This window comes from Microvirga calopogonii (genome assembly GCF_003347665.1).
In the GTDB taxonomy this organism is placed as follows: Bacteria; Pseudomonadota; Alphaproteobacteria; order Rhizobiales; family Beijerinckiaceae; genus Microvirga; species Microvirga calopogonii.
On sequence record NZ_QDGA01000071.1, the window covers coordinates 1 to 24880 of the forward strand.

Here is a 24880-nt window from a genome sequence, read left to right on the forward strand (position 1 = left end):
GACACCCATTCCGATTTCATTCCGGACAGCGTTCCGATCTGAAGCCGGACACTCTCCTCGTTTGATCCTGGGTCATGGGAGATGGTGGAGTGGGATTGGCCGGTCGTCAATCGGACGATGATGCAGCGGCCGGGGAGCGCTGCTTGCGCAGGCTCTCGCCGGACAGTTCAATCCTGTAAGCATTGTGGACCAGGCGATCCAGGATCGCATCGGCGATGGTCGGATTGCCGATGATCTCATACCAGCGGTCGACCGGGATCTGGCTCGTCACGATGGTGGAGCGCCGCTCGTACCGGTCCTCGACGATCTCCAGCAGATCCCGCCGCTGATCGTCAGCGAGCTTCTCGGGCCCCCAATCATCAAGGATGAGAAGATCCACGCGGGCCAGCGCCTTGAGCATGCGCGCGTAGCGGCCGTCCCCGCGGGCCAGACCAAGCGCCGCAAACAGCCGCGGGGCACGGTGATAAGCGACCGAGAAGTCCTCCCGGCACGCCTTCTGGCCCAGCGCGCAGGCCAACCAGCTTTTGCCGACCCCGGCTGGTCCGGTCAGCAGGAGCCCGCGTCGTTCACGGATCCAATCGCAGCCGGCCAGCTTGAGAAAGAGCCCGCGGTCGAGACCGCGCGCCGCCCTGAAGTCGACATCCTCGACATGCGCGTCATGGCGCAGGCGGGCCGCCCGCGCCCGGCTCTCAAACCGCTTCTGACAGCGCAGCGTCGCCTCGCGTTCGAGCAGCAGTGCAAGCCAGTCGCCATGCTCGAGAGCCCGAGCCTCGGGCTGGGATTGCAGAGCCTTGAAGGCACTGGCCATGCCGTGAAGACCAAGATCGGCCAGCAGAGCGAGAGTGGGATGGGTCAACATGCAGGATCTCCTTAGTGGAAGTAGCCGGGGCCGCGCAGGTTGGCGTGCTCCAGAATGGCGGTGGGCTCGGGGTCGCGGGCGGGTTGGGCGGCCAGGCGGTTGGCCAGGATCGAGGCGATGCTCTTGGAGGTGAGCGCCCCGATCTGGAGAGCGCGGGCCGACACCGCTTCAGCGCGAGCGGGTTCGAGATCGCGCAACAGGCGCAGAACCCCGAGGCAAGTCCGGAAGCCCTGCTCAGGATGCGGGCGGCGCGCCAGAATAGCCGTGATCAGACCTTCCGTCTGAGGGCCGACGGACGCCGCCCAACGGCGGAAGCGCTCCGGGGTCCAGTCGGCATAGCGCCGATGGGAACTCGGCATGTGGTCCGGGTCGGTGCCGTGCCGGCGCCCACCGTAGCGGCGCTGATGGGTTGCCACGCGCTGGCCGCGGTGGAAGATCTCGATCGTGCGGCTGGTGGCCCGCAGGTCGACCTGCGCGCGGATCAGGCCGTGCGGAACCGAATAGAAGAAGCCGTCGTACTCGACGTGATAGTCCGTGCCGACCCGCACGAAGCGCCATTCGGCGAACTCGTAGTCGTCGCCCGGCAGCGGCGCGAGCGCCGGGCGCTCCATCGTCTCGAAGAGATGCCGGCGGCTGACCCCGAGGCGGCGCACGACATGATCGTTGATGCGCTCGCACGCGCCGGCAATCGCCGCATTGGCTTCGGCCAGCGAGAAGAAAGTCTGGTGCCGCAGCCGTCCGAGAATGCAGGTCTGGGCAAAGCGCACGCCATTCTCCACTTTGGCTTTGTCCTTGGGCTTTCGTGGCCGCGCCGGCAGGATGCCGATGCCGTAATGCGCGGCCATCATGCCGTAGCTGCGGTTGATCTCGGGATCGTAGAACGAGGCCCGGTTGACCCCTGACTTGAGATTGTCCGGCACGATCAGGCGCGGAACGCCGCCGAAGACGCGGAACATGCGCCCATGCGCGCCAATCCAGTCCGGCAGGGACTGGGTCCAGGTCGCCTCAGCGTAGGTGAAGTTGGAGGCGCCGAGCACGGCGACGAAGATCTCGGCCTGGCGGATCTCGCCGGTGTCGGAATCAACGATGGCGATCTTCTTGCCGGAATAGTCGACGAACACTTTGTCGCCGGCAATATGGTCCTGGCGCATGGTCGGCGAGAGCCGGCTCTCAAACGAGCGGAAGAGCTCGCAGAAGCGGCTGTAGCCATAGCCGTTGGAATGGACGGCCCGGTACTCCTCCCAGAGGATTTGCAGGGTGACGCCGGGCTTCTTCAATTCGACGATGGCTTCGGCCCAGTGGGGCTCGGGCCGCCGGCGCTGTCCCTGCTTGACGCCGGCGCGGGCGAAAAGCCTGTTCTCCAGGGCCTCGTCGGTCAGGTCGCCGGGCAAGGGCCAGCTCAAGCCGGCCTGCTCGGCGCGCTTGAGGTTCTCCTGGACGGTGCTGCGCGCGATCCCGAGCCTCTCGGCGATGTCACGCACGCTGATGCCGTCCCGGGCCAGGCGCAGCATCTGTCTCAACTGTCTCATGGTCAGCTTCCTCTTGGCGGGCATTCCATTCTCCTCGATGACGTGAGGAGGGTGATGCCCGAGTTGCTGACCCAGGGGATCATCAGAGTGGGGAAAGTGTCCGGTAATTGATCGGAACGGTGTCCGGCTTCATTCCGGAATGCTGTCCGGCGTCAAATCGGAATCCCCGTCCGGATTGAATCGGAATCCGCACCAGCACCTGCTCCGGCGGCAGATCGACAGCGTCAACGCAGCCTCGATGATCACACGCTGGCTCGCGGCCATCTGGCAACGGGACCGTGGCAAGCAGTTCTGGGGCGGGAGCCTTGCCCAGGTGACGGTCGCCGAGTGCCCCGCCATCATGCAGGAGATCGATGCCGGACGGTTGTGTCCGGTCGGCCTTGTCGCCGCACGCCGGTGGATTCCCTGGGACGTCTTCAAAAACCATGTGGTGCTCGTCTGGGAGTATGAACGGGTTGGCGATTGCTTGACCTTCTACACCTACGACAGCAACTTCCCGGGCCGGGACGACATTACCCTTCGCCTGGATCTCAGCTCTCACGGCCCTGACACGCCGATCACGACCAACGGCACGGATGGGCCGACAGCCGGCTGCCTTAGGGGCTTCTTCCGGGTGCCATACCGATCCGCCAATCCAGCGTGGTCGACCTCTGCCGGTTTGGACCTCGGTGGTGCAAACCGGACATGATGGATGTCAGGTCGCCTGGCTGAAGCGTCGAGCGGCTCACGCCGGAACCTTGCCGACAATCCACGCCGCCGCCTCGGGGCTGAAGCCGATTTCGATCAACTCCTCTTCCAGATCCTCACCGGCATCAGGATCCAGGGTAATGGAGTTGTCATCCGTATCTGGTTCGGAAATGGGCTTTGGCTGGTCGCCTATTGGCTCCGGCTCCTCTGCCTCATCAGCCATGGGGGCTACTGTCACGCGGACAACCGGGTCTGCATCCTTATCTTCATCCTCGTCAGCCTCACTCTCGTAGACTTTGAGCTTGACCCACCGCCCCTCGGCCTCGTCCGCATAGACCGTTTTCCACTCGCCCATGGTCCTCTCCTGGATCAAGCCTCAGCGCTGCCGTCCTCCGGAATTGTAGCGTCATATTCCCAAGCCATCAGTGGCCCTTAGCGGAGGCGGCCCACAGCCGCTCCGCTCTCCCGGTAAGGGGCCTCCATAGCTGCAGGATCGGCTACCCCGATCCCGCAGAAGGCGTGTCGATGGGCTTGACTGACACGGCCGCCTGCAATTGACGCACGAAGCAAGAGCAGCGCCCTATCATCGAGCTGGCGCGGCGATGTGACGAGATCCCCAAGCTTGGGATTGGACAGCACAATGCCCATATCAGTTCTATGCCGATCAAGGGATCTTCACCACGCACACTCGACCTGTTCGAGGTCACGCTCACCATCCCGACGCCTGCGTCCGGACCGGCTCCTGTGACCACCAAGCCGCCGGCAGCACTTGCCAGCCCGTCCGACGCTCAGCTGGCTGAGCAGCTGAGCCAGCTCGTCGAGGAAGTGCAGCGCCGATTGGAGAAGGGCGGAGGGAGGCGGCCGGAGCTGGAAGCAACTGCACGACAAGCCAGTCTGGCCCTCCAGCGCCTCGTTCCGGAACCTGCACAGGGAAACAGGCCTACAAGAGCCGGCAAAACCGCCCCCGTGCTGCAGGAGGGGCAGCGCAAGACGGTGCGGGCGGCTCTGCTGGCGGGGGTCGCTCCCACCCAGGTGGCGAAGCACTTCGGCTTATCGCTCGCCGCTGTGCGCAAGGTGCTCGCAGAGACCGCATAAGCCGGCAGGATGGCAGATCCTCCCGATGCGGTTATCCTGATCCTCGGATCCATCGGCAGGAGGACGCTTGTGGCGGACAGCTATGACGTGGTGATCATCGGGGCGGGGCATAACGGGCTCGTCTGCGCCTGCTACCTCGCTGCCGCCGGTCTGCGGGTGAAGGTGGTCGAGCAACGCTCCGTCGTCGGAGGCGCCGCTGTGACGGAGGAGTTCTATTCCGGCTTCCGCAACTCGGTCGCGTCCTACACCGTCAGCCTGCTCAACCCCAAGATCATGCGCGACCTCGATCTGCCGCGCCATGGCCTGCGGATCGTCGAGCGGCGCCTGGCCAACTTCTTCCCGCTGCCCGACGGGCAGTACCTCAAGACAGGCGAGGGGGTGACGCGCGCGGAGATGGCCCGCTTCAGCCCCCGCGATGCCGAGCGCTACGAGGCGTACTCCGCCGAGATCGATGCCATCGCGGATGTGCTGCGCGATCTTACCCTGCAGCAACCACCCAATCTCGTTGATGGCGGCTGGCGCACGGCCCTGTCCGAGGGCTGGAAGGCGCTGAGCACCGGCAATCGCTTGCGCCGCCTGTCCATGGCCCAGCGCCGGGCCCTGCTTGACCTCTTCACCAAGTCGGCCGGTGATTACCTCGACGGCTGGTTCGAGACTGACTGCGTCAAGGCTGCCTTCGGCTTCGATTCCATCGTCGGCACGTTCGCCAGCCCCTACACGCCCAACTCCGCTTATGTCCTGCTGCACCACGTCTTCGGTGAGGTGAACGGAAAGAAGGGCGCCTGGGGCCATGCCATCGGTGGCATGGGGGCGATTACCCAAGCTATGGCCAAGGCCGCCCGCGAACGTGGGGTGGAGATCGAGGTCAATGCGCCGGTTCGGGAGGTGATCGTCGAGAAAGGCAGAGCGGCCGGCGTCGTGCTCAAGGACGGACGATCCATTCGGACCTGGGGCGTGGCCGGCAATGTCCACCCAAAACTCCTCTTCGACCGTCTGGTGCCGGAGGAGGCGCTGCCGCCGGACTTTCTCGCCCGCATCCGGCGCTGGAGGTCGGGCTCGGGCACCTTCCGCATGAACGTGGCTTTGTCCGAACTGCCGAGCTTTTCCGCGCTGCCCGGCCGGGAGCCCGCTGATCACCACACGGCCGGCATCATCATCGCCCCCTCGCTCGCCTACATGGACCGGGCCTATGACGACGCCAAGCGCGAGGGCTGGAGCCGGGAGCCAATTGTCGAGATGCTGATCCCGTCCACCCTCGATAACAGCCTGGTGCCGCGGGGGAAGCATGTAGCGAGCCTGTTCTGCCAGCACGTGCAGCCAGCCCTCTCCCAGGGCCGCTCCTGGGACGATTATCGCGACGAGGTGGCCGACCTGATGATCACGACGGTGGATCGCCATGCCCCGGGCTTTAAGCAGAGCGTGATCGGACGCCAGATCCTGAGCCCGCTCGATCTCGAGCGCACGTTTGGGCTCATCGGCGGCGACATCTTCCATGGGGCCCTGAGCCTGGATCAACTCTTCAGTGCCCGGCCGATGCTGGGTCATGCCGATTACCGGGCGCCGCTGCCCGGCCTGTACATGTGCGGCTCCGGCACGCATCCGGGTGGCGGCGTCACCGGTGCGCCGGGTCACAATGCGGCCCGGGCGATCCTCGCAGATGTGGGCTGGCGCCGATCCAGGCCGGCCTGATGCGGGGGCGAAGCTTGTCCTGAGCGTCTGCCTCTTTAGGGGACCGGCATCCTGAATCTTCTACGCCGCTCAGGTGACTACTCCTGCGTGTCGAAGAATTCGGCCACTGTTATCTCCTCCGGATTGTCGCCCAGGCAGACAAAGTCCAGATAATCCTCAGGAACATCCTCAAGGCTCCTGATCAGCCGCGGCTTCTTCTCCCCGTCGAAGTACGGCAGCAGGCTCTCCTCATCCACGTCGCCGTGGTCCTGGTACTCCAGGGCATGGAGAAGGCTCTCCACATCCTCGGCAAGGGCAACGATCACCGAGGGCTCCCCATCCGCTGTGACGTTGAGGCGGTACAGCTTCATGTCTCGTGACCCCTCCTGCAGCTGTTCAACTCGTGCACCTGCTCACCAGAGAAGCGCACAGAAGTTAGGCTTAGGTAAAGGATATCGGCTCAGATTGGCACTAAACCTGTCAGTTCACTGGCGAGGATCAGCAGTCGGGCAGCGCCGGTGGCTCCGATGCTAGTTGCTCACAAGCGCGGGGGCTTGGTCTGCTGCCGCCCCTGAGACCATCCACGCGCGGCTGACCTCTGTCGGCTCATCGATCCTGTGACGCTCAATCCAGACCCACACCGCCAGATCGGCATCCATCGACCGGCGTGCCAGCCAGTAGCTTTCGGCCGGACAGTGGCACACCTGTGGGTACGGGCGCAGAAATTCAACCACTGTGGCCACCGCATCACCGTACGCGCAAAGGCTCTCGCCAAGGCAGCCGTTGTCGAGCGGCTGCCCGGATCGTCCGACCAGTTGCCAGCGAACCTGGTAGGCCATGGGGAGCGTTCCAGCATCACGAGGCCTAACATGGCATGCCAGCCGGTCTTCTGACAGGGCTGATGCGGTTGGCCGCTGCGTCAGATGTCGTTGTCGCTCGTCAGCTGATCTGGTCGCAGGCCCTCGTCGGGAGGACCAGAATACCTCAGCCGCACGCCAGGACCTTGCCCACCGTCAGCATCCAGGAAGATCACACCTTGGTCTTCCAGAGCAACCCGGATGGCCGCCATGGCAGCTTCGGACGCGCCAAGATCACCATCCGCTTCTGCTCGTTCAATGGTCGGGACAGACAGGCACGTGCATCCCGCAAGCTCGGCTTGGGATAATCCGAGCAGCGCCCGTCCGGCCCGCAACTGAGCGGATGTGACCAGTCTCTCGTGCATTGGACCATGCCTCTACTGATACCGAGGTAGCATTATAATGACAGAATGTGGTCGACTTGATCACAGGTTGAGCATTCGCCTGTGATGGGCATGACAGGACAATCGAGCTGTGCTAGCCAGCTGGCGTCGGTCTCGAGTGTTCGCCCACTGATACCCGTGACATAGCCAGCCGCCCATCGAAGAAAGGCCTGATGCCGTTCATGCATGGAGCCGCCAGGCTCAATCTCGGGTCCGAAGCGCTCCCGTTCCCGCGCACGAAGCCGGGCGAGCCTGATCCCTGCAGGAACGTACAGAAAGACCACAAGATCGAAGGTCCGGATCAAGGCATCGCCCCACCCCACGATCGCACCGGACAGCACCCAGGGCCTGGCCCAACGGGTGGCCTCCCCTAGCATCCGGACGCGCTCGGCTGCCATTCTCTTGATTTGGTAAGGCGGAATAGTCGGAAGCCAATACACGTCGTCTGCATCCACGTGTTGACACTCCAGCCGTTGGGCAAGCGCCCGTCCGAGCGTCGACGAGCCGCAATCTGGCGTTCCGAAAATGTGGACGCGCTCCAAGGATCGCATTATCTGGTCCTGCCCACCAGCACGCGCAGAAGCTTAGTCTACTGAATCCGCAGAACAAGGCAGAGTTGGACAGACTGCAAATTCACTCCTTTGTGGGACCGGGATCTATCCCTGACACTAGAGGGGCAAAACTCATCGGTGAGCCTCGGCCGGGCGGCTCCCCCAGTTGCGATATTGCAGGCGGCGAGAAAGCCTAAACTATGGGCTTTCTCGCCCAGATCATTCGATCCTAAACTCTTCGCAGGCAGGAGGCCCGGAACGGCAGTGCCTCTGGATCCTCCGGTGGCCTCACTGGTTGGCGGATGAGATGACCCTTCTCGCGGTCCGACACGTAACGACCTATCGCTATAGGCAGCCCGTCTCGTTCGGCGAGCACCGGATCATGTTCCGGCCCCGCGACAGCTACGATCAAAGGCTCCTGGATGCCCGGATCGAGATTGATCCGGCTCCAAGCGCACTACGATGGATCCATGACGTGTTCGGCAACTGCGTCGCCATTGCCCGGTTCACCAAAGAGGCGTCCGAGTTGCGGTTCGAGAGCAACATCTGCCTCGATCATCTGCCCTTGAATGCACCGGACTTTCAAATGGAGGACTATGCCCAGACCTATCCCTTTGCCTACAGCGCAGAGGAGATACCCGATCTTATGCGCACGATGGAGCGGCAGTACCTCGACCCGGATCACCGGATTCATCACTGGGTTCAGAAGTTCCTGCATCAGGGGCGCCCGACGCGGACAGGTGAGCTCCTGATGACCCTCACCTACGCCATCAAGGAGAGCTTCACCTACAACAGGCGCTCTGAAACTGGTATCCAGGATCCCCTGACGACCCTGATGCTCAATCGCGGGAGCTGCCGCGACTTTGCGATCCTGATGATTGAGGCCGTGCGCGCGCTGGGCCTCGCGGCACGCTTCGTATCTGGCTACATCTACAGCCCGAGCCTGGACGGATCCGGCCATGTCGGTGGCGGCTCGACTCACGCCTGGTGCCAGGTCTACCTGCCTGGCGCCGGGTGGGTCGAGTTCGACCCGACCAACGGCATCATCGGCAATCGCGATCTCATCCGCATCGCGGTGGCGCGCGATCCCCGGCAGGCCGTACCGCTCTCCGGCACATGGATAGGCGAGCCGGGTGATTTCGAGGGGATGACGGTCGAGGTAAACGTTGCGTCCTCAGAGATCAGCCTAGCGCGACGTGCCGGCAGTACAACCTCGTCCGACAGTGAGCCTCGGCTCTCTGACTCCCAGGGTGCTCGATGATAATTCATGCAGGCTATCGAATCACCTTCGAGTGTCCGCAGCCAACGCCGATGCTCCTGATGCTGAATGTTCATCCATCACGGATGCCGGACCTCATTACGCCCGACGACCTCCTGTGCGATCCTCCCGTCGAGCACAGGCAGTATCGTGATGCTTTCGGCAACATCTGCACCCGGTTGCTTGCGCCGGCCGGACGGCTCGAGCTTTCAACGGATTTCCTGATCCGTGACTCCGGGTTGCATGATCCAGTCGTTCCGGAGGCCGTACAGCAGCCTGTCGATGACCTACCTGATGACGTGATCGTCTATCTGCTTGGGAGCCGGTACTGCGAAACCGACCAACTCTCGGATACCGCTTGGAATCTCTTCGGCGGCATCGAGGGTGGATGGGCGCGCGTTCAGGCGATCTGCGACTATGTGCATGGCCGGATCAGATTCGATTATCAGAATGCGTGTGCAACCCGGACGGCCTGGCAGGGACACACCGATCAGGCTGGTGTCTGCCGTGACTTTGCCCATCTGGCGATCACTCTGTGCCGCTGCATGAACATCCCGGCGCGGTATTGCACAGGGTACCTGGGCGATATTGGCATTCCGCCGGTGGATTATCCAATGGATTTCAGCGCCTGGTTCGAGGCCTACCTGAACGGCCGGTGGTACACGTTCGACGCCCGTCACAACACGCCGCGGATCGGGCGGGTGCTGATGGCCACAGGGCGCGACGCCACCGATGTGGCGATCTCGACGAGTTTCGGCCCGTCCTTACTGGCAGCTTTCTCTGTCGTCACAGAAGAAGTGGCGAGCGAACACAGTTGAGACAGGATGCGAGTCACTGATTCATAACGTCCTCCTGGCATAGCCCGCGCCTGGATGCTTATCGGGAGCTCATGGCGGTGTGTCTGCAGACAATATCACCCCTCCGAGAGGAGGTTTGGCAGAAAAAATACTTCTGACAACGCTCCGGGCGTAATTACCCAGGCCCTTGCACAAGTCGGGCTTCGCTGATTCCATGTCTGTATGGGCCGCAGCGATCTTGAGCGTCTGAGCAAGGAAGAGCTGATCGAGCTGGTGCTGCGACTGCAGCGGCCGCCGAAGACCTCGCGCACATCGTCCAAGCCACCCTCAACTGATCGCAAGCAGCGGCGGGATCAGGCCAAGCCCGGTGGCGCCAAGCCGGGCCATGATGGGCACAGCCGGATCCTCAGCGCCACGCCCGACGAGGTGGTCGAGCACCGTCCTGACCGGTGCCCCTGCTGCTCAGCCGTTCTGATGGCGGATTGGCCGGCGGAGACGATCAGCATCCACGAGCAGATCGACCTCCCGGAGATCATGCCCCATGTCACCCAGCATTGGCGCTTGGCGGTGCGCTGCCGGGCGTGTGGAACGCAGGTCGCTGCGCCCGTGCCGGACGGCGCCAAGGGAACGCCGTTCGGGCCCCGCGTCCATGCCATGGCGACTTATCTCAAGACCTTCCAGAGCCTGTCCTACGAGCGGCTGCAAAGCGCATTCGCGGATCTATTCGGGCTCACCGTCAGCCAGGGCGGGCTCATGGCCATGCTGCGCCGGGCGCAGCGCGCCTTCGCGGCCGAGCGCGACCGGGCCATCACGGCGTTGCGCCAGGCCCGGGTCGTCGCCTCTGATGAGACCGGTGTCCGGATCGAGGGCTCCAACGCCTATCATTGGGTGTTTCGCTGCGCGGAGGCGGTGGTCCATCACGCCTCGCCGACCCGGGGCGCCATTGTGGTGCGGACGATGATGGACGGACACCGGCCCGAGGTCTGGTGCTCCGACCGCTACAGCGCGCAGCAGGGCCACGCCGATGCCCATCAGACCTGCCTGGCCCATCTCGCCCGCGACGTCGCCTATGCCGATGAGGTGAGCGAGGATGTCCTGCCCTCCCGCCTCAAGCTGTGGCTGCACCGGGCCTTTGCCCTGGCGGAGGAGGTCGCAACCCTTGCCGCCTCGACCCTCGCCCGTAAGCGCCGAGCCCTGGAAAGAAGTCTGGACGCGATCCTGGCTGCGGCGACCTCCTGCGATCTCGCCCGTGACATTCAGAGCAAGGTCCGGCGCGCCCGCGATCAGCTCCTGACTTTCGCCCACTGGCCCGGCCTGGTTGAGGCGACGAACAACGCCTGCGAACGCGCCCTTAGACCCGCCGTGATTCAGCGCAAGGTGACCAACGGCTACCGCTCGATGTGGGCAGCCGAGGGCGAAGCGGACATTCGCACGGTCGTCGACACGGCTCGCCTTCGCCCAGGAACCAACGCGTTCAAGACAATTCTTCAGACCGTGTCCGCCTGAACCTCAGCTCAAAATGGGGCGTGGGTAATTACCTCCGGGCTCATACGGACCCTATGAAGGGCAAGCAACATCATAGTCTGGGCAACTGGGGTCGTTGGAATAGTGGCGCGCTGACCTGGCGATCGCCTATCGAACCAAGTCGCCGCCGAACAGCATTGGTGGTATCCTGTCCTGACATCATGCAGGCGGAGGAAGCAGACTGGTAACGCAAGTGGCCATGGCTTGGGATGTCGCTAGATCATCCGGGGAGCGCCGCATGTCCTCGTCTCACTACATCCACGGGACCAGCCCCGAAGAACAGCAGCGGCTAACCGCGATGAACCGCCTCCTCAACGAGCGGTTTCTCGCACAAGCCGCACTCAAGCCTGGAGAGCGCATCGTTGATTTCGGCGCTGGGCTCGGACAGTTCTCACGCGCGATGGCGCGAATAACAGGTGTCCCGGTCGTGGGGATCGAACGCAGCAATGAGCAGATCCTCGAAGCGATGAGACAGGCCGATGCTGACGGTGAAACTCATCTCATCGATATGCGTCAGGGGAGTGCAGAGGTCGCTCCCCTGACCAATCGTGAGTGGGGACACTTCGACTTGGCACATGCCCGCTTTCTGCTTGAGCACGTTCGTAATCCCTTGTTCATCGTGCGAACCATGGCGCGTGCCGTGCGTCCAGGCGGGCGGATCATCCTGGCGGATGACGACTATGACGTGATGCGGCTCTGGCCGGAGCCGGCGGGGCTGGCTCCGGTCTGGAAGGCTTACCAACGAACATACGATCGCCATGGCAACGATCCCATTGTTGGCCGCCGCCTGGTGCAGCTTCTGCACCAGGCTGGCGTGCAGCCCCGTCGCAACACCTGGATATTCTTTGGGGGGTGCTCCGGGCAACCGGACTTCGAGGGCTATGTCAGCAACTTAGCCCAGATCCTTGAGGGGGCCATCGACGCAATTGCCGAAACCGGCACTCCACGCGAAACCGTCCAGGCGGTCTTGGATGCACTTGCTACATGGCACAGGCGACCAGACGCTGCGCTTTGGCATGGCATCGCCTGGGCGGAAGGGATCAAGGTCTGACACGACGAGACTCTGTTGCATTAACCTGTCAAGCTACAGAATGTAGTAGCTTCCGATCCAGGCGGACACGCTACCAATTGTGCCTTGTGGAGTTAATGCAACAGAGCCGTGGCGGGGAGGCCAGCGACAGCCCTCACTTCGAGACGCTGCTCGACCTTGGTCCTGAGATCACGCCGCGGGCGGCTGTGGGTGACAAGGGCTATGACGCTAAAGCCAACCGGCAGGCTGCTCGTTCCCGTGGCATCTGCCCGGCCATTCCGTACCGCACGACGACCAAAGACAAGCCGAAGTTCTTTCCCAAGGCGCTCTACCGTGGGCGGGCTCGCATCGAGCAGACCATGGGAAAGCTCAAGCGCTTCAAGCGCGTTGCTTTACGCTGCGAGAAGACTGACGTGAACTACGGCTCCTTCGTCACCCTTGCTCTCAGCTTTATCCTGATCAAATCCGTCCACACGACCTAAGGCGCTCGCCTTGAGCGTTCCATACTGGGCATTATGCGAACGCGCACCATGGGACCTGCAGCATCTCGCCGATTGTCTGCTCTTCAGGCGGTGCGACTTGGGCGAGGGCCTCCCGGATCACCTCCGCCATCCTGGGTTCGATCCCATCGACCTGCTCAAGCCGGTCAGCCATATCCACGAGTTGCTCAAGCGTCTGGATTTTCTCCCGCTGGAGCACGTCCCAGGCGATGGGAGGCAGATAGAGACCGCCGATGGGCCCTGCGCAGGTGTCATAGAAACGAGGCATGAGAGTTCCAGCTATGGGTGTGCCCGCCTCCCGAGAGATCAGGAAGGCAGGCAAGGGAGGCCAGAAGAAATGGAGCGCCAAAGGCTCGCCGCCGATGGCGCTCCACAGGGTAATGGTTAGCCCTGGAAGTTAAACATGTCGGCGTCCTGGTGCGTGAGCGCGAAGGCGTCGCCACCATGCCCGAAGATGCCGGGTCCGCCGACGGCAGTGGTGTCCGCCACCTGCGTGATCGGGCTGGCATTCACGTTAAGGTCAGGACCGTAGTCATACCCACCACCCCACGGGAAATGATTGTCGCCCAGTTGGACGTTCGAGCTGTGGGCGCTCTGGTCCGTCACCGCGGTGGCATCACCACCGCTACCGAAGACGCCGGGGCCGCCGACAGCAGTCGTGGTAGCACTTTGAGTAATCGGGCTGGCATTAACGTTGAGGTCCATGAGGTAATCCTCTGCAAGTAAGTGTTGCGCTTCATACCGCCTGAGATGCGATCTCCGTTGGCGATGATTGGACTTTGAACCACTTTGCAGACGGGGGCTGTGAACTGCGTCACACCAGAGAAATTCTTTGTTTTTGTGGAGCCGCGCATGAGGAAGCGACCGCTGTCGCGTAGTTCCTGAGCCTTCCCACACGAAGGGGCCGCTATCCCTTTGTGTGCGTAAAGAGGCAGCGCAAGACGTTCAGCCTCGAGCAAGGGTGTCCGGCGACCTTACGCACAGCGTTCAAGGATTTTCGCGGATTAAAGCGCCTATATGAACTGGCTCACAGTTTTAGAGCTGGAGAAGGGTTAGATTCAAACCATCCTATCTATACAACTCAAACGCTCCAGATCGCGACTGGGGCGTTTCTTTTTGTCGAGTTCCATAAAGGGGCTTCTGCGAATTATCCGTGTAAGCGCAATATAGAGATGACACCCCTCTGTAAAGTTCAAATGGCACTCTCCTGCTGTTCGGGGCTGCAGGAGGACGTGCCGTATGACGGTGGTGTCGATGAGCGCCAAGGAGTTTTCCCGGCTTGAGGTGCTGATGGATTTAGAAGCCCGTCGGGTGACCGTTCGGGACGCTTGCGGCCTGCTCCGGCTCAAACGCCGACAGGTCTTCCGGCTGTTGAAGGATTTTCGCGCCCGTGGGGCGGCCAGTCTGATCTCCCAGCGGCGTAGCAAACCTGGCAACAACCGCCTGCCGCAGCCGGTCCGTGATCTGGTGATGACGCTCATCAAGGAGCGCTACGCCGACTTTGGCCCGACCCTGGTGGCCGAGAAGCTGCATGAGGTCCATGACTGCCGGGTGTCACGGGAGATCCTGCGCAAATGGATGATCGAGGACGGTCTGTGGCTGGACCGCCGTCGGCGGCTTCCTTCTGTTCATCAGCCACGCATTCCGAGACAATGCACGTGGTGCCGAGAGCAGAGCAGCGGCATATGACGGAGCGGTTCCTGATCAAACCGCCATGCAGATCCGACAGCGGGCGCTGAGGTCCGACGAGGAGCCCGGGAGGGCAGTCCATCCGTGCCAACTCCCGGGGCTCGTCAATAGCTGTCGTCGACAGACAGCTGAGGTGAGGTGAGGTGAGGTGAGGTTGAGCTGATTTGCTCAAGGACGCAAGCGGCTCACGAGGGGCGCGGCAGCGTGGCACACGGTAGGTGTTCTCTTGATACATACTCTGTTGGCTGAGGGAGCCTGCTCGGGCGGGTGCTCCCCCTTGCCCGCGAGGAACTTCCGCTCATCTTGGAGCATAGAAGCTTAGCGGGCCAGGAGAGCCCTGCTTTCCTGGGAGGAATGCCGATGCCGACACGCCCTGCCTCTGCCCCGCTCGCCCGCCGCACCATGGCCTATGTTCTGGCAGGAGGGCGCGGCAGCCGCCTCCTCGAGCTCACCGACAAGCGGGTCAAGCCGGCCGTGTACTTCGGGGCCAAGTCCCGCATCATCGACTTTGCCCTCTCGAACGCGCTGAACTCCGGCATCCGTCATATCGCGGTGGCTACCCAGTACAAAGCCCACAGCCTGATCCGCCACCTGCAGCGCGGTTGGAACTTCTTCCGCTCCGAGCGCAACGAGAGCTTCGACATCCTGCCGGCCAGCCAGCGGGTGTCCGAGACGATGTGGTACGAGGGCACGGCCGATGCGGTCTACCAGAACATCGACATCATCGAGAGCTATGCCCCCGAGTACATCGTGATCCTGGCGGGTGATCACATCTACAAGATGGATTACGAGCTCATGCTCCAGCAGCATGTGAGCCGGGGTGCCGACGTGACCGTCGGCTGTCTCGAGGTGCCGCGCCTGGAGGCAACCGGCTTCGGCGTGATGGCCATCGACGAGACCGACCGCATCGTCTCGTTCCTGGAAAAGCCGAAGAACCCACCTGGCATGCCGGACGAGCCCGACATGGCGCTGGCCAGCATGGGCATCTACGTCTTCTCTACCCGGTTTCTGCTGGACCAGCTGAGGCGGGATGCCGCGGAGCTGGGCTCCAGCCGCGACTTCGGCAAGGACATCATCCCGTACCTGGTGAAGCATGGCAAAGCGGTCGCTCACCGGTTTACGACCTCGTGCGTGCGGTCGTCCGCTGAGGCGGAGGCCTACTGGCGCGATGTCGGCACGCTCGATGCCTATTGGGCGGCCAACATTGATCTGACCCAGGCGGCTTCGGGCTTGGATCTTTACGACACGGACTGGCCGATCTGGACCTATGCCGAGATCACCCCACCGGCCAAGCTGACGCGGGACGGGTCCAGCCAAGGCGAGACGATCGACAGCATCCTTTCCGGCGGCTGCATCGTCTCAGGAGCGGTCCTGCGGCGCTCGCTCCTGTTTACCGGAGCGCGCGTTCATTCCGGCGCCCATCTGGAGGAAGCGGTGGTGCTGCCCGGAGCGGAGATTGCCCACTCGGCCCGGCTGTCCAAGGTCATCGTCGACCGTGGCGTGAGCATCCCGCAGGGGCTTGTGGTGGGGGAGGATCCGGATCTTGACGCGCAACGCTTCCGGCGCACCGACAGCGGCATCTGCCTGATCACGCAATCCATGCTCGATCGGCTCGAGTAACAACCATGGGCGTACTATCTCTCTGTTGATGAGCCCCAGGCGCTGTCGGGCTTAGGGTTCGTTTGAGCGGCAGACTGACATTGCATTGTCATGGCTCGCGCTTGCTCTTGTCGGGATGGAAGCATCAGAGTCCTAAGCGTCGACGTAACGAACAACGTCAGCATTCGACGCCATCGGTGCAGTTCTGTGCTGCCGCCGGAGCAGTGCAGGATTGAGGCGCTGATGCATCTCCTTGGCAGCCTTGAAGGTAGGAACGAGTTTCTCTGAAACAGAAACCGGAGCTTTGGTGCGCGGGTTGCACCCGATCCGAGCCGCATGCTTGCGCAGTGTGAATATCCCGAAGCCCCGCAGCTCAACCCGGTCGCCTCGGGCGAGCCCATCCCGAATGGCGTGAAGGATGGAATCCACGATCTTCTCGAAATCATGACGAGATAAATGCTGATCGTTCTCAGCGAGCTTGTGGACCAGTTCGGACTTGATCATGGTGGCGGAGTTCTTCGTTGTGGCGTTCCCCTTTCTGAAGGCTGTCATCACACTGAAAGGCCGTCAAGACATCATCCGTAGCCATAAGATCTCATGCTCCCAGCGTCAGCCTAGTAGATGTGTCTGATCTCCGTGCCATGAGGCTTCATCCCTACTCATGACCATTGTCAGGATTATCGGCTCAGTCTGAGCTTCGTGAAGCGCACGCGCGTTGGCAAGCATCTGCTCCTCACCCGCTGCGGTCCCGTCCCGTCCAGAGCGGCGCAGCGAGATTACGACAATGGAGGGTATGTTGAGCACCCTCTCCATTGCGCTGCCGGGAACGATCCTCGAAGGTGAGGGGAGGGCAGCAGGGTTCAGATCGAGTATGGTCCAGCGAATGATCCCACCAGTGGGGGGCCTCACTTCAGCCTTCAGCGGCCGTGACCTGCGCACTGTCGTGCTGGGCAATGCCGATGAACAGACAACTCACAATCAGGCCGGGCATTCAGAGGTTGTTGCAGGCTTGTGCGTGCGAAGTAGGTTTGTGCCATACATTCACTTGGTAGTTTCCTGACCCAAGTGATAGCGTGACCTTGTGAATGTCTTGATCATCTGCAATCTCTTGATTGTTGAGCAAAATACGAGCGTCTACTTCCCGGAACAGGATGATATTGGCAGTTGTATTCGCAGGAATGGCGAACTCGTACGAAATTCCGTCAGGATGCCGGCGCCAGGCTGCACGGATCGACCCACGAGGTGAGTCAAATGCAGCACTGCACCATTCAATACCTTTGCCAGGAGCAGGACTTAACGAAAAGTGCTTGAAAGCGCCGGTCTGTCCCGCGGCTCCGATTCCAGCCATACTGCCATAGAGCCACTCGCCAACGGCGCCGAACGCATAATGGTTGAAGGAATTCATGCTTGGCGTCTGAAAGCCGCGGTCCTGTGTCCAGCCATCCCACCGCTCCCAAACTGTGGTCGCGCCATTCACGATCGAATAGCCCCAGGAAGGATAGGTCGTGTCGAGCACGAGATGATAGGCCAGATCCGGACGTCCATACGCAGTCAGGATTGGGCAGAGATGCCGCACACCGATGAAGCCCGTTGTGAGATGCCAATCATGGGCTTCCAAATCAGCAACAAAGTGACCGAACGCCGCCTCCTCAAGCTCGGTGGGAAACATCCCTGTGTAGAGGCCGAGGAGATACGCAGTTTGTGTTCCGCCCTGAACGCGTCCGGCGGCGTCGATGAAGGCTCGCTGAAAGGACGAGCGGATCTTCTCATGCAAACGTGTGTATTCCGCGAGATCTTCGGCATGCTCCAAGATCTCGGCCGTCTTCGCCATCACCTGCGCGGTGAGTGCATAATAGGCTGTGGCGAGGACAGGCTTCGATGCGGTTCCATCGAGGGAGAGCCAATCGCCATAATTGAGGTTAAGCTCATGCAGGCGCAGTCCCTCAGGATTGGCGCGGCCGACATAATTCATCCACCGGCGCATCGAGGGGTAGTGGTCGCGAAGGATGCGGACGTCGCCGTAGCGTTCGTAGTGCCAGAACGGCACCAATACGCCGGCATCGCCCCATGCGGGCGCTCCGTTTCGGTCAGAGCAGATTTGGGGAGCAACATCAGGGAAAGCCCCGTCCTCGCTCTGGGCGTCCTGAACATCAACGAGCCATTTCCGGTAAAAGGCCGAGACATCGGCCAGATAGGCTGCTGTGTGGAAGAAGACCTGAGCATCGGCGGTCCACCCCAGACGCTCGTCCCGTTGCGGGCAGTCGGTAGGAACGGCAAGAAAGTTACCACGCTGTGACCATGCAATGTTGGCATGAAGCCGGTTGATAAGCTCGCTTGAGGTTTCGAACGAACTGGTGCGCCTCAGGTCATTGCCGAGGACGCGTGCGACTGCCGCATGAAGACTTGGTTGGGATGGCAAGCCGCTGACAGCGGCATAGCGAAAGCCATGGAAGGTAAACTGCGGCTCGTACAGTTCCTCACTCTCGCCGGACGCCACATAAATGTCGTGAGCAGGTGCGCTTCGCAAATTCGCGGTGTAGAGTGAACCATCCGGGTTCAACGCCTCGGCATGCCTGATAGAAACACTTGTCCCGCGTGGCGCTGCAAGGCGCAGGCGCACTCGACCAACGATGTTCTGGCCAAAGTCGAACACCCAACTTCCATCGGGTGCTGCCCGAACTGCAACAGCCGGAATTTCCATTTGAACACGGATAGGCTCTTCTCGTTGCGCCTCCAGCTTGGCGGGCGTTCCCCGGCCGGCGCCGCAAAGACGCCAGCCGCTCGCTAAGAACCCGGGCCGATCCCAACCTAGTGCCGCAAGGGTCGCGTCGCACTTCTCACCTTTAAGGAAGTCGGAATAGACCAGCGCTCCGCGGCCCGCCTGCCAGTGCGGGCCAGTCCCGATTGTTTCTACCTCACCATCTTCGTAGACAATCCGAAGGAATGCGAGAAACTCGGGCTTGTTGCCATAATGAGCCGCAGGTTTGCGCCTGTTGTAGCCGACATAGCCGCTGTACCAGCCATCGCTTATGAGAGCGGCGAGAACATTGTCGCCGAGCACGAGGTTGCTGGTGATGTCGAAGGTCTGATAGGAGAGACGCTTGGCATAGTCAGTCCATCCTGGTGCAAATTCATGATCGCCAACCGGGTCTCCATTGAGGCTGGCTTTGTAGACACCGAGGGCCGTCGCATAAAGACGCGCGGACACAACCGGCCGGCCGATCGTAAAGGAGCACCTCAGATAAAGACACGGATCGAGGCTGAACTCATTATCGTAGGATGTGCCCGCTGGTGGAAGCTTCCCTTCCGGGCCCACATCCGGCGCCATGATCCAAGTGGCTGGCCAGGTTCCACCCATAAGGCCTGTCTCGAACCACGCGATCTGTGCCGCAGCGGAATTTGAACCGTTTTCATCCCAAAGCTCGACCGTCCAGTAGTACCGGGTGAAGGGGGAAAGGGGCCTCCCCCTATAAACGATGTGGAGACTTTCGTCGCTCTGGATGTGCCCCGTATCCCAATGGGTTCCGAGACCCTCCGCAACCGTTTGCCGGTCGTCGGAAACGATGATCCGGTAGGCAGACTGTAAACGGTTATATCCAGTTCCTACGACTTGCCAGCTGAACCCAGGATGGGGCTCGTCCGTACCCAACGGATTCACGAGCATCTCGCAGGTGAGATGCTCAGCCCTAAGACTCGCCGCCTGGCTCTCTTCAACGTGCTTCGACAGAAGCTGAGATGCACCAGGCATCACTGAATCGGACATGCTGGCTCCGGAATGGAGGAACTGCCCAAGTGTGGGCGGTCCCCCTTCAAAGTGCCGTTTTTCGGCGGGAGATTATCGGTATACGCTGCTCAGCGGCGGCTAAGCACTGACGTCGCTTCGCGCATGAACGACTTCGCCGCTTCAGTCGGGCTGAGCCGACCAAAGCCTACCTGCTCATTCGTTCGGCGAAGCAGCAACGAGACTTCCCCTGAGCCATTCGGCGGCGGCGGCGGTGTCGGCGCAGCACGCTGGGATACCAGCGAGATGTAGTCGACCATGGAGCGGCTTGTCTCATCCAGCTGCCCGAGCAGCGCCTGGCGCACGGCGGCAGACCCGGGTGGTCCCCGTTCGACACCGAGCGCGGCTGCCGCCTCGGGATCATGGGTGAAGAAGTTAATGAAATCTCCCGCCAATGTGGGGTTCTTCGATCCGGCATAAATAGAGAAAAATTGTGAGGGTCGGAGTGCCTGGCCAGGCCTGGCCCGCGGGCCACCGCTGGGCGCGGTGGTGATGCCCAGCTTCCCTTTATTCACCGCCTGAAAGCCAACTAACTGGTTCGCCACGGCGTAGGCGACTGCCGCCTTGCCCAAGGTCAGCGCCATGGACTCGATCGTCTGCTTGTTTAAGGCCTGGATATCCGGGGTCACGCATGCCCCGCTTTTCCGTAGGCCATCCCAATAGGCGAACCAATCTGCCAGGTCGGACTCCTGGAAGCCGAGTTGGCCGTCAGGGGTGTAAAGCAAGCCGCCGCGCTGGGTAACCCAGACCTCCAGCACGTAGTCGCCGCCACCCTCATCCGGCAGTCCGTAGTAGCCCTGCATTCCGGCAGCTTTGGCGGCCTTGGTAACAGCAAGGCCGATCTCACCCTGTTGCTCCCACGTGGTCGCAGGTGTCGGCGGTGCGATCCCGAATTTCTTGAAAGCGGTATCGTCATAGATCAGCGCAAGGGCGCTCAGGCCCAAGGGAACGGCATAAAGCTTTCCATCGACCCTACCAGCATCGAGCGCAGCCGGAGCAAAGTCGGACACGTCAAGGGTGGGGCCAATCATGTCGTCGAGCGGACGCAAGGCGCCGCGTCGGGCAAAATCGTGCAGGAAGCGGTATTCAGTCTGAATGACATCCGCAGCGTTGCGGCCCGCCACCTGTGTGGCCAACTTCGCCTGATAACTGTCGAATCCAAGGAACTCACCGCTGATCGAGACGCCGGGCCGGGCGCTCTCGAACAGCTTCGCGACCTTGTTGGTCCGATCCGCGCGATCCTGGCTGCCCCACCAGAAGAGCCGCATAGCCTTGTCCTGAGCCGCCGCCGGCAGCCACTGTGCGCTCGATCCCAGTACGAGACCGGCTGCCCCGGCCAGCAGATGGCGTCGCGAAATATCAGGCATAACTCCTCCCAAAGCCGCTAGCGGCACAAAAGTGATTATGCATGCAAAGTTAAATACCTGAATTGTAGTGCCGTCAAGGGCTTCAAGGGGCTTCAATGGCAAGCTTGAGATAGGAGCGCGCTGAAGCATCCGCTCTTGACATGAGCCTGAACCTTCATCTCAGATAGAACTGCCGCATGAGGAGGGTTTCAGGCCGCGAGACCTGGAGCTTAGGCCTTGACCATCTCAACATTTTGAATTTTGTCGGAAAAATACATGTCGGACTTTGCCTTACGTGGCCTTGAGATCCATAGCTCACGCCTCTGGCAGATGGCTCAAATCGACCGGACCTTGGACTTCATGACAAGGACGGGCCTCAACGCCCTCATCTTCCACCAGAACGACATCATCGATGAGTTGGTATTGCCCTCACAGTACTTCGACGAGGCGCAGATGCTCGCCCGCTGGCCCATCCGCTTCGCCCGCCTGTGGGACAACCGCATCTATATGAACCAGGTGGTCCGAAAGGCGGGTGAGCGCGGCATCGGCATCTTCTTTCAGACAAAAGAAATCTGGTACCCCGAGCCCCTGCTCGAGACCCACCCCGAACTGCGCAACCCGGACGGATCGATCTGCCCGACGAACCCCTTCTGGTGGCAGTTCGTCTCCGATAAGATGCGTGACGTCATCGCTCACGTTCCCGGCTTTGCTGGCGTCATCGTAAGTCCCGGCACGCGCGAGAGCCGAGTGTCGATCTCTGCCAACGCCTGCACCTGCGAACGCTGCCGGAGAACCGACCCAACCACATGGTACCGGGACCTGCTCGGTGCGATGCATGCGCCCCTAGCCGAAGGCGGCAAGACCCTGGCCGTCCGCGATTTTTCCTGGACTCTTGAGCAGCAGAGCCAAATCGTCGATGGCGCTTCCCTGGTGTCGCGCGACATCACCATCCAGCTCAAGAACACACCACATGACTTCTATCCGACCTTCCCGCACAATCCCCGCATCGGGCACTGCAACGGCCATCCGCAATGGCTCGAATACGATACCTGGGGCCAGTTCTATGGCCTCGGCATCTTTCCGGTCAGCGTTGCCGAGGACATCAAGGCGCGGCTCACCCATGCTAAGGACAAGGGCATATCCGGTGTCATCTTCCGCACGGATTGGGAGATCATCCTCGACCAAAGTGTCTTCAACAGCTGCAATCTGGTGAACCTAGTCGCCGGCGCTATGCTGGCGGAGGACATCGGCACACCATTGGAAACCATCTTTCGCACCTGGCTCGGCATCGGGGTTATGACTCCGTATCTGTCAGGGTCCTACCTGCAGCAGCCGGTCCGGCCGACGGCTCCAGATGCGCACGTACGTTGGGCAGCCTATTTCTCACAGGCCTGGAAGGTGGTCGAGAAGGGTATCTACGCCCGCGGACATGTGTTTCATGAGAATTCCATGTTTCCCGACACGGCGGAGAAACCCTATTTCTACATGATCGACTTCCATGGTCGCGATGATTGGGAGCCCGGGGCCTCTGCTCTCGTTATCCCAACCGACGAGAACCTGCCTCTGCTTCTTGATGAGAAGGATGACGCTATCACGCTGGTGAGGACCCTAGCGTCGACACTCGATGTCTCCACCATGGGCTTGCCTGAGGACATGGCCCGAGATCTGCAGGACATGCTCGCTCTGTTCGAGCTGTATATCCGAACCTTCAAAACCATCGCCGAAGCGGTTTTCCTCGTTTACCGCGCTCGGCATGGCCTTGATGCGACCGCAGCATCACAGGCGCTCGACACGCTGCCTGCGCTGACTGCCTTGCGAGACGAAGTCGAGACAGTTCTGGCGTCCCGTGAGCACCCTCACCTGGTCTTGGAGATGATGGACCCGCAGCGTTTGACCGATCTGATCTCCGACATCCGGGTGCGCTGCGCCTGAGACAGCCCTACGGAGGAGGCCCTCTCGGGCTCCCTGGACCTCGGGCTGACGCATGCTAGGATGAGGGTGAGCCTGAGGAGAGCGTTAGCAAAGGAGCGCCACGTGTCGACCAAAGCGTCAGCCCAGCTACGCCGTCCTAACCTCGTCGTCTACGAAGCAATCAAGGACATCCTGCGCTCGAAGGCCCCTGACGCGGATATTAGCATCTCTGTCGCGGCCGTAGCCAATCACTTCGAGATCAGCAGACCTCCGGTACAGCGCTCGCTCAATCGGCTGGTCGGGGAAGGCGAGCTCCAGATCAGCGCTACTGGAAAATACGTTCGCCCGGCCCTTCGCAAAATCAGCAGCTCTCCCGAAGTCCTCTCGATCGACTCAATCCTCGGAGATGTTCCCGATCAACTATTGCGCGAAGCACAGGAGCGTTCCTCCTGGCAAAAGCTCTATACGGATGTGGAGCGAGCCATCGTCGGCGTTTTGCCTTTCGGTTCATACAAGCTGATCGAATCCACTCTGGCGGAGTTCTATGGCGTCAGCCGGACAGTCAGCAACCAGGTTCTGCTGCTGCTGGAGGCACGCGGCTTTATCACGCGAGGGCCAAAAGGGCGCTGGCGTGTCGATCAACTCACGCAGCGGCAACTGATGGACATCTATCAGCTGCGGCGGCTATTGGAACCCGTAGCGCTCCTTGAGTCGGCCCCGGCCCTGACACCGGAATTCATCGCAACCGCTCTTCGGCGCTTGGATGAAGCAGAGAGCGCAGGTGGCAACTTACATCCAGATGAGTTGCAAAGGCTGGAACATGACCTCCATGTGACCTGCCTGGCAAATTGCCTAAACAAGCCTCTCCTCATAGTTATCGAGCACTCGCAGGCGTTGCAGATCGCAGCCATGAAGTTCCCCAACTCATCCATCGACGAAGTGCATAGAACGGACTACATTCGAGAGCATCGTCTTGTCTTCAACGCCCTTGCAGGCGGTGCCCACGATGCGGCAGCCGAAGCATTAGTCTTCCACCTGCGGAGATCGGAAGCACGCGCCTCTCATTGGCTTGACGTGGCTGAACATATCGTGCCGCCCGAGTCGCCCACGTTCCTGTCCCCGATCCTGTCCTGATGATCCCCGCGAAGGTACTGTCAGCTTGGCAATGCTCCAGGGTCTATGGCACGGTCTTGGGCATGAGCACGGTGCTTGGAACGCCTCAGGATCCACCGCATGGCTGCTAGCTTGTTTCGCGCGAACTTCGCCCTGATCATGCGTTACGTGCATAAGGCGCGTGACGAAATTTCATGCTAAAAAGGGCCGCATTTTGGTAACAGCCTTTCGGGCGGTCGCATCTCTACCCTGCGGCGTCGTTCCCTCAGAGGTAAGGTCCTCTGCACCTCCGGTCGCTGGCAACAGCGGCCTTTTTCTTAAGCGAATGGCCAGCATCGAGGGATCACCATGGCGGGCAAGACGATCACCCGGGCCGATCTGACCGAGGCTGTTTCCGACACAGTTAGCCTCTCCCGAGCGGAAGCGGCGGCCTTGGTCGAGCAGGTACTTGCGGAGATGAGCGCAGCTCTTGTCGTGGGTGAGAATGTGAAGCTGTCAGGCTTTGGCGTCTTCACCGTCCGGCGCAAAAATGAGCGGGTCGGCCGCAATCCCAAGACAGGTGTGGCCGTGCCGATCAAGCCCCGTCGGTCGCTGACCTTCAGCGCCTCGCATCTTCTGAAGTCCCGCATCAACGGCAGCACGCCCGAGGACGAGACCGATGCCTGATTTCTACCGGATTAAGCGCCTTCCGCCTTACGTCTTC

The 24880-nt window shown here is 61.4% G+C and carries 24 protein-coding genes and 1 pseudogene; 13 read left to right on the forward strand and 12 right to left on the reverse strand.

All coding sequences use genetic code 11. From position 1 onward, the window contains the following. Positions 1-106: 106 nt before the first annotated feature. Positions 107-859, reverse strand: coding sequence for an IS21-like element helper ATPase IstB (gene istB / locus DDF70_RS27325; protein WP_114945129.1), 753 nt, complete (start codon positions 857-859; stop codon positions 107-109). Positions 860-870: 11 nt separating this feature from the next. Next, positions 871-2412, reverse strand: coding sequence for an IS21 family transposase (gene istA / locus DDF70_RS27330; protein ID WP_281024360.1), 1542 nt, complete (start codon positions 2410-2412; stop codon positions 871-873). A gap of 151 nt (positions 2413-2563) precedes the next feature. Between istA and DDF70_RS27335 the strand changes: the two genes are divergently transcribed. Then, positions 2564-3076 carry a hypothetical protein gene (locus tag DDF70_RS27335; protein WP_162820705.1) on the forward strand — a complete coding sequence of 171 codons (513 nt, stop codon included), beginning with the start codon at positions 2564-2566 and terminating at the stop codon, positions 3074-3076. 36 nt (positions 3077-3112) lie between these two features. Here DDF70_RS27335 and DDF70_RS27340 read toward each other — a convergent pair whose 3' ends face one another. Further along, positions 3113-3430 (reverse strand): hypothetical protein, encoded by a 318-nt coding sequence (locus DDF70_RS27340; protein ID WP_114947892.1) that lies wholly within the window; start codon positions 3428-3430, stop codon positions 3113-3115. A gap of 302 nt (positions 3431-3732) precedes the next feature. On the opposite strand from DDF70_RS27340, the gene DDF70_RS27350 reads away from it, so the two are divergent. Next, a complete protein-coding gene (locus tag DDF70_RS27350; protein ID WP_114947894.1) occupies positions 3733-4170 on the forward strand; it encodes a hypothetical protein in 438 nt (145 codons plus the stop codon). A gap of 9 nt (positions 4171-4179) precedes the next feature. Then, positions 4180-5859, forward strand: coding sequence for a phytoene desaturase family protein (locus DDF70_RS27355; protein WP_114947895.1), 1680 nt, complete (start codon positions 4180-4182; stop codon positions 5857-5859). Between the two features lie 77 nt (positions 5860-5936). Here DDF70_RS27355 and DDF70_RS27360 read toward each other — a convergent pair whose 3' ends face one another. The 4 genes from DDF70_RS27360 to DDF70_RS27375 form a co-directional block, all read right to left on the reverse strand. Continuing rightward, complete coding sequence (locus DDF70_RS27360; RefSeq protein ID WP_114947896.1) at positions 5937-6209, reverse strand: hypothetical protein; 273 nt, start codon at positions 6207-6209, stop codon at positions 5937-5939. Between the two features lie 159 nt (positions 6210-6368). After that, a complete protein-coding gene (locus DDF70_RS27365; RefSeq protein ID WP_114947897.1) occupies positions 6369-6677 on the reverse strand; it encodes a hypothetical protein in 309 nt (102 codons plus the stop codon). Positions 6678-6757: 80 nt separating this feature from the next. After that, positions 6758-7060, reverse strand: coding sequence for a helix-turn-helix domain-containing protein (locus tag DDF70_RS27370; RefSeq protein ID WP_205772496.1), 303 nt, complete (start codon positions 7058-7060; stop codon positions 6758-6760). Positions 7061-7092: 32 nt separating this feature from the next. Continuing rightward, on the reverse strand, positions 7093-7533 hold the full coding sequence (locus tag DDF70_RS27375) for a P-loop NTPase family protein (protein ID WP_162820706.1): 441 nt from the start codon (positions 7531-7533) through the stop codon (positions 7093-7095). A 403-nt stretch (positions 7534-7936) separates the two neighbouring features. Here DDF70_RS27375 and DDF70_RS27380 point away from each other — a divergent pair, with 403 nt between their 5' ends. From DDF70_RS27380 to DDF70_RS27400, 5 genes are all read left to right on the forward strand, one after another. After that, positions 7937-8890 (forward strand): transglutaminase family protein, encoded by a 954-nt coding sequence (locus tag DDF70_RS27380; protein WP_114947899.1) that lies wholly within the window; start codon positions 7937-7939, stop codon positions 8888-8890. Next, positions 8887-9705: a transglutaminase-like domain-containing protein gene (locus tag DDF70_RS27385; RefSeq protein ID WP_114947900.1), complete on the forward strand. Its 819-nt coding sequence runs from the start codon at positions 8887-8889 to the stop codon at positions 9703-9705. The genes DDF70_RS27380 and DDF70_RS27385 overlap by 4 nt, the downstream gene beginning before the upstream one ends. Positions 9706-9906: 201 nt before the next feature. Next, positions 9907-11190: an IS66 family transposase gene (gene tnpC / locus DDF70_RS27390; protein ID WP_114947901.1), complete on the forward strand. Its 1284-nt coding sequence runs from the start codon at positions 9907-9909 to the stop codon at positions 11188-11190. 256 nt (positions 11191-11446) lie between these two features. Continuing rightward, positions 11447-12259, forward strand: a complete 813-nt coding sequence (locus DDF70_RS27395) for a class I SAM-dependent methyltransferase (protein ID WP_170316128.1) — start codon at positions 11447-11449, stop codon at positions 12257-12259. Positions 12260-12354: 95 nt separating this feature from the next. Then, a complete protein-coding gene (locus DDF70_RS27400) occupies positions 12355-12720 on the forward strand; it encodes a transposase (protein WP_162820707.1) in 366 nt (121 codons plus the stop codon). A 31-nt stretch (positions 12721-12751) separates the two neighbouring features. Here the strand turns inward: DDF70_RS27400 and DDF70_RS27405 are convergent, their stop codons facing one another. Both DDF70_RS27405 and DDF70_RS27410 read right to left on the reverse strand, forming a co-directional pair. Beyond that, positions 12752-13006 carry a hypothetical protein gene (locus DDF70_RS27405; protein ID WP_114947903.1) on the reverse strand — a complete coding sequence of 85 codons (255 nt, stop codon included), beginning with the start codon at positions 13004-13006 and terminating at the stop codon, positions 12752-12754. Positions 13007-13122: 116 nt separating this feature from the next. Continuing rightward, positions 13123-13443 (reverse strand): hypothetical protein, encoded by a 321-nt coding sequence (locus DDF70_RS27410; RefSeq protein WP_114947904.1) that lies wholly within the window; start codon positions 13441-13443, stop codon positions 13123-13125. 534 nt (positions 13444-13977) lie between these two features. On the opposite strand from DDF70_RS27410, the pseudogene DDF70_RS27415 reads away from it, so the two are divergent. Beyond that, positions 13978-14388, forward strand: a pseudogene (locus tag DDF70_RS27415) (helix-turn-helix domain-containing protein); the annotation flags it as partial. 399 nt (positions 14389-14787) lie between these two features. Continuing rightward, positions 14788-16047: a glucose-1-phosphate adenylyltransferase gene (gene glgC, locus DDF70_RS27420; RefSeq protein WP_114947913.1), complete on the forward strand. Its 1260-nt coding sequence runs from the start codon at positions 14788-14790 to the stop codon at positions 16045-16047. Between the two features lie 132 nt (positions 16048-16179). Here glgC and DDF70_RS27425 read toward each other — a convergent pair whose 3' ends face one another. The 3 genes from DDF70_RS27425 to DDF70_RS27440 all read right to left on the reverse strand — a co-directional run bounded on the left by DDF70_RS27425 (position 16180) and on the right by DDF70_RS27440 (position 21174). Then, positions 16180-16530, reverse strand: a complete 351-nt coding sequence (locus tag DDF70_RS27425; RefSeq protein ID WP_114947914.1) for an HU family DNA-binding protein — start codon at positions 16528-16530, stop codon at positions 16180-16182. 487 nt (positions 16531-17017) lie between these two features. Then, positions 17018-19789, reverse strand: coding sequence for an alpha-L-rhamnosidase (locus DDF70_RS27435; RefSeq protein WP_114947907.1), 2772 nt, complete (start codon positions 19787-19789; stop codon positions 17018-17020). Positions 19790-19878: 89 nt separating this feature from the next. Next, a complete protein-coding gene (locus DDF70_RS27440; protein ID WP_162820708.1) occupies positions 19879-21174 on the reverse strand; it encodes an ABC transporter substrate-binding protein in 1296 nt (431 codons plus the stop codon). A 255-nt stretch (positions 21175-21429) separates the two neighbouring features. Here DDF70_RS27440 and DDF70_RS27445 point away from each other — a divergent pair, with 255 nt between their 5' ends. From DDF70_RS27445 to DDF70_RS27455, 3 genes are all read left to right on the forward strand, one after another. Beyond that, entirely contained in the window at positions 21430-23085 is a 1656-nt protein-coding gene (locus DDF70_RS27445; RefSeq protein ID WP_162820709.1) for a hypothetical protein, read from the forward strand. Positions 23086-23187: 102 nt separating this feature from the next. After that, entirely contained in the window at positions 23188-24198 is a 1011-nt protein-coding gene (locus DDF70_RS27450; protein WP_162820710.1) for a GntR family transcriptional regulator, read from the forward strand. 327 nt (positions 24199-24525) lie between these two features. Continuing rightward, positions 24526-24843: an integration host factor subunit alpha gene (locus DDF70_RS27455; protein ID WP_114947043.1), complete on the forward strand. Its 318-nt coding sequence runs from the start codon at positions 24526-24528 to the stop codon at positions 24841-24843. Positions 24844-24880: the final 37 nt, after the last annotated feature.

What these genes read in the sequence shown, in the direction of transcription:
- DDF70_RS27350 (WP_114947894.1), top strand. Translation starts at nt 3,733, where the DNA reads ATGCCGATCAAGGGATCTTCACCACGCACACTCGACCTGTTCGAGGTC.
- DDF70_RS27355 (WP_114947895.1), top strand. Translation starts at nt 4,180, where the DNA reads ATGGCAGATCCTCCCGATGCGGTTATCCTGATCCTCGGATCCATCGGC.
- DDF70_RS27440 (WP_162820708.1), bottom strand. Translation starts at nt 21,174, where the DNA reads ATGCCTGATATTTCGCGACGCCATCTGCTGGCCGGGGCAGCCGGTCTC.
- glgC (WP_114947913.1), top strand. Translation starts at nt 14,788, where the DNA reads ATGCCGACACGCCCTGCCTCTGCCCCGCTCGCCCGCCGCACCATGGCC.
- istB (WP_114945129.1), bottom strand. Translation starts at nt 859, where the DNA reads ATGTTGACCCATCCCACTCTCGCTCTGCTGGCCGATCTTGGTCTTCAC.
- DDF70_RS27455 (WP_114947043.1), top strand. Translation starts at nt 24,526, where the DNA reads ATGGCGGGCAAGACGATCACCCGGGCCGATCTGACCGAGGCTGTTTCC.
- tnpC (WP_114947901.1), top strand. Translation starts at nt 9,907, where the DNA reads ATGGGCCGCAGCGATCTTGAGCGTCTGAGCAAGGAAGAGCTGATCGAG.
- DDF70_RS27370 (WP_205772496.1), bottom strand. Translation starts at nt 7,060, where the DNA reads ATGCACGAGAGACTGGTCACATCCGCTCAGTTGCGGGCCGGACGGGCG.
- DDF70_RS27395 (WP_170316128.1), top strand. Translation starts at nt 11,447, where the DNA reads ATGTCCTCGTCTCACTACATCCACGGGACCAGCCCCGAAGAACAGCAG.
- DDF70_RS27360 (WP_114947896.1), bottom strand. Translation starts at nt 6,209, where the DNA reads ATGAAGCTGTACCGCCTCAACGTCACAGCGGATGGGGAGCCCTCGGTG.
- DDF70_RS27410 (WP_114947904.1), bottom strand. Translation starts at nt 13,443, where the DNA reads ATGGACCTCAACGTTAATGCCAGCCCGATTACTCAAAGTGCTACCACG.
- DDF70_RS27400 (WP_162820707.1), top strand. Translation starts at nt 12,355, where the DNA reads ATGCAACAGAGCCGTGGCGGGGAGGCCAGCGACAGCCCTCACTTCGAG.
- DDF70_RS27340 (WP_114947892.1), bottom strand. Translation starts at nt 3,430, where the DNA reads ATGGGCGAGTGGAAAACGGTCTATGCGGACGAGGCCGAGGGGCGGTGG.
- DDF70_RS27445 (WP_162820709.1), top strand. Translation starts at nt 21,430, where the DNA reads ATGTCGGACTTTGCCTTACGTGGCCTTGAGATCCATAGCTCACGCCTC.
- istA (WP_281024360.1), bottom strand. Translation starts at nt 2,412, where the DNA reads ATGCCCGCCAAGAGGAAGCTGACCATGAGACAGTTGAGACAGATGCTG.
- DDF70_RS27385 (WP_114947900.1), top strand. Translation starts at nt 8,887, where the DNA reads ATGATAATTCATGCAGGCTATCGAATCACCTTCGAGTGTCCGCAGCCA.
- DDF70_RS27380 (WP_114947899.1), top strand. Translation starts at nt 7,937, where the DNA reads ATGACCCTTCTCGCGGTCCGACACGTAACGACCTATCGCTATAGGCAG.
- DDF70_RS27405 (WP_114947903.1), bottom strand. Translation starts at nt 13,006, where the DNA reads ATGCCTCGTTTCTATGACACCTGCGCAGGGCCCATCGGCGGTCTCTAT.
- DDF70_RS27365 (WP_114947897.1), bottom strand. Translation starts at nt 6,677, where the DNA reads ATGGCCTACCAGGTTCGCTGGCAACTGGTCGGACGATCCGGGCAGCCG.
- DDF70_RS27435 (WP_114947907.1), bottom strand. Translation starts at nt 19,789, where the DNA reads ATGTCCGATTCAGTGATGCCTGGTGCATCTCAGCTTCTGTCGAAGCAC.
- DDF70_RS27425 (WP_114947914.1), bottom strand. Translation starts at nt 16,530, where the DNA reads ATGATCAAGTCCGAACTGGTCCACAAGCTCGCTGAGAACGATCAGCAT.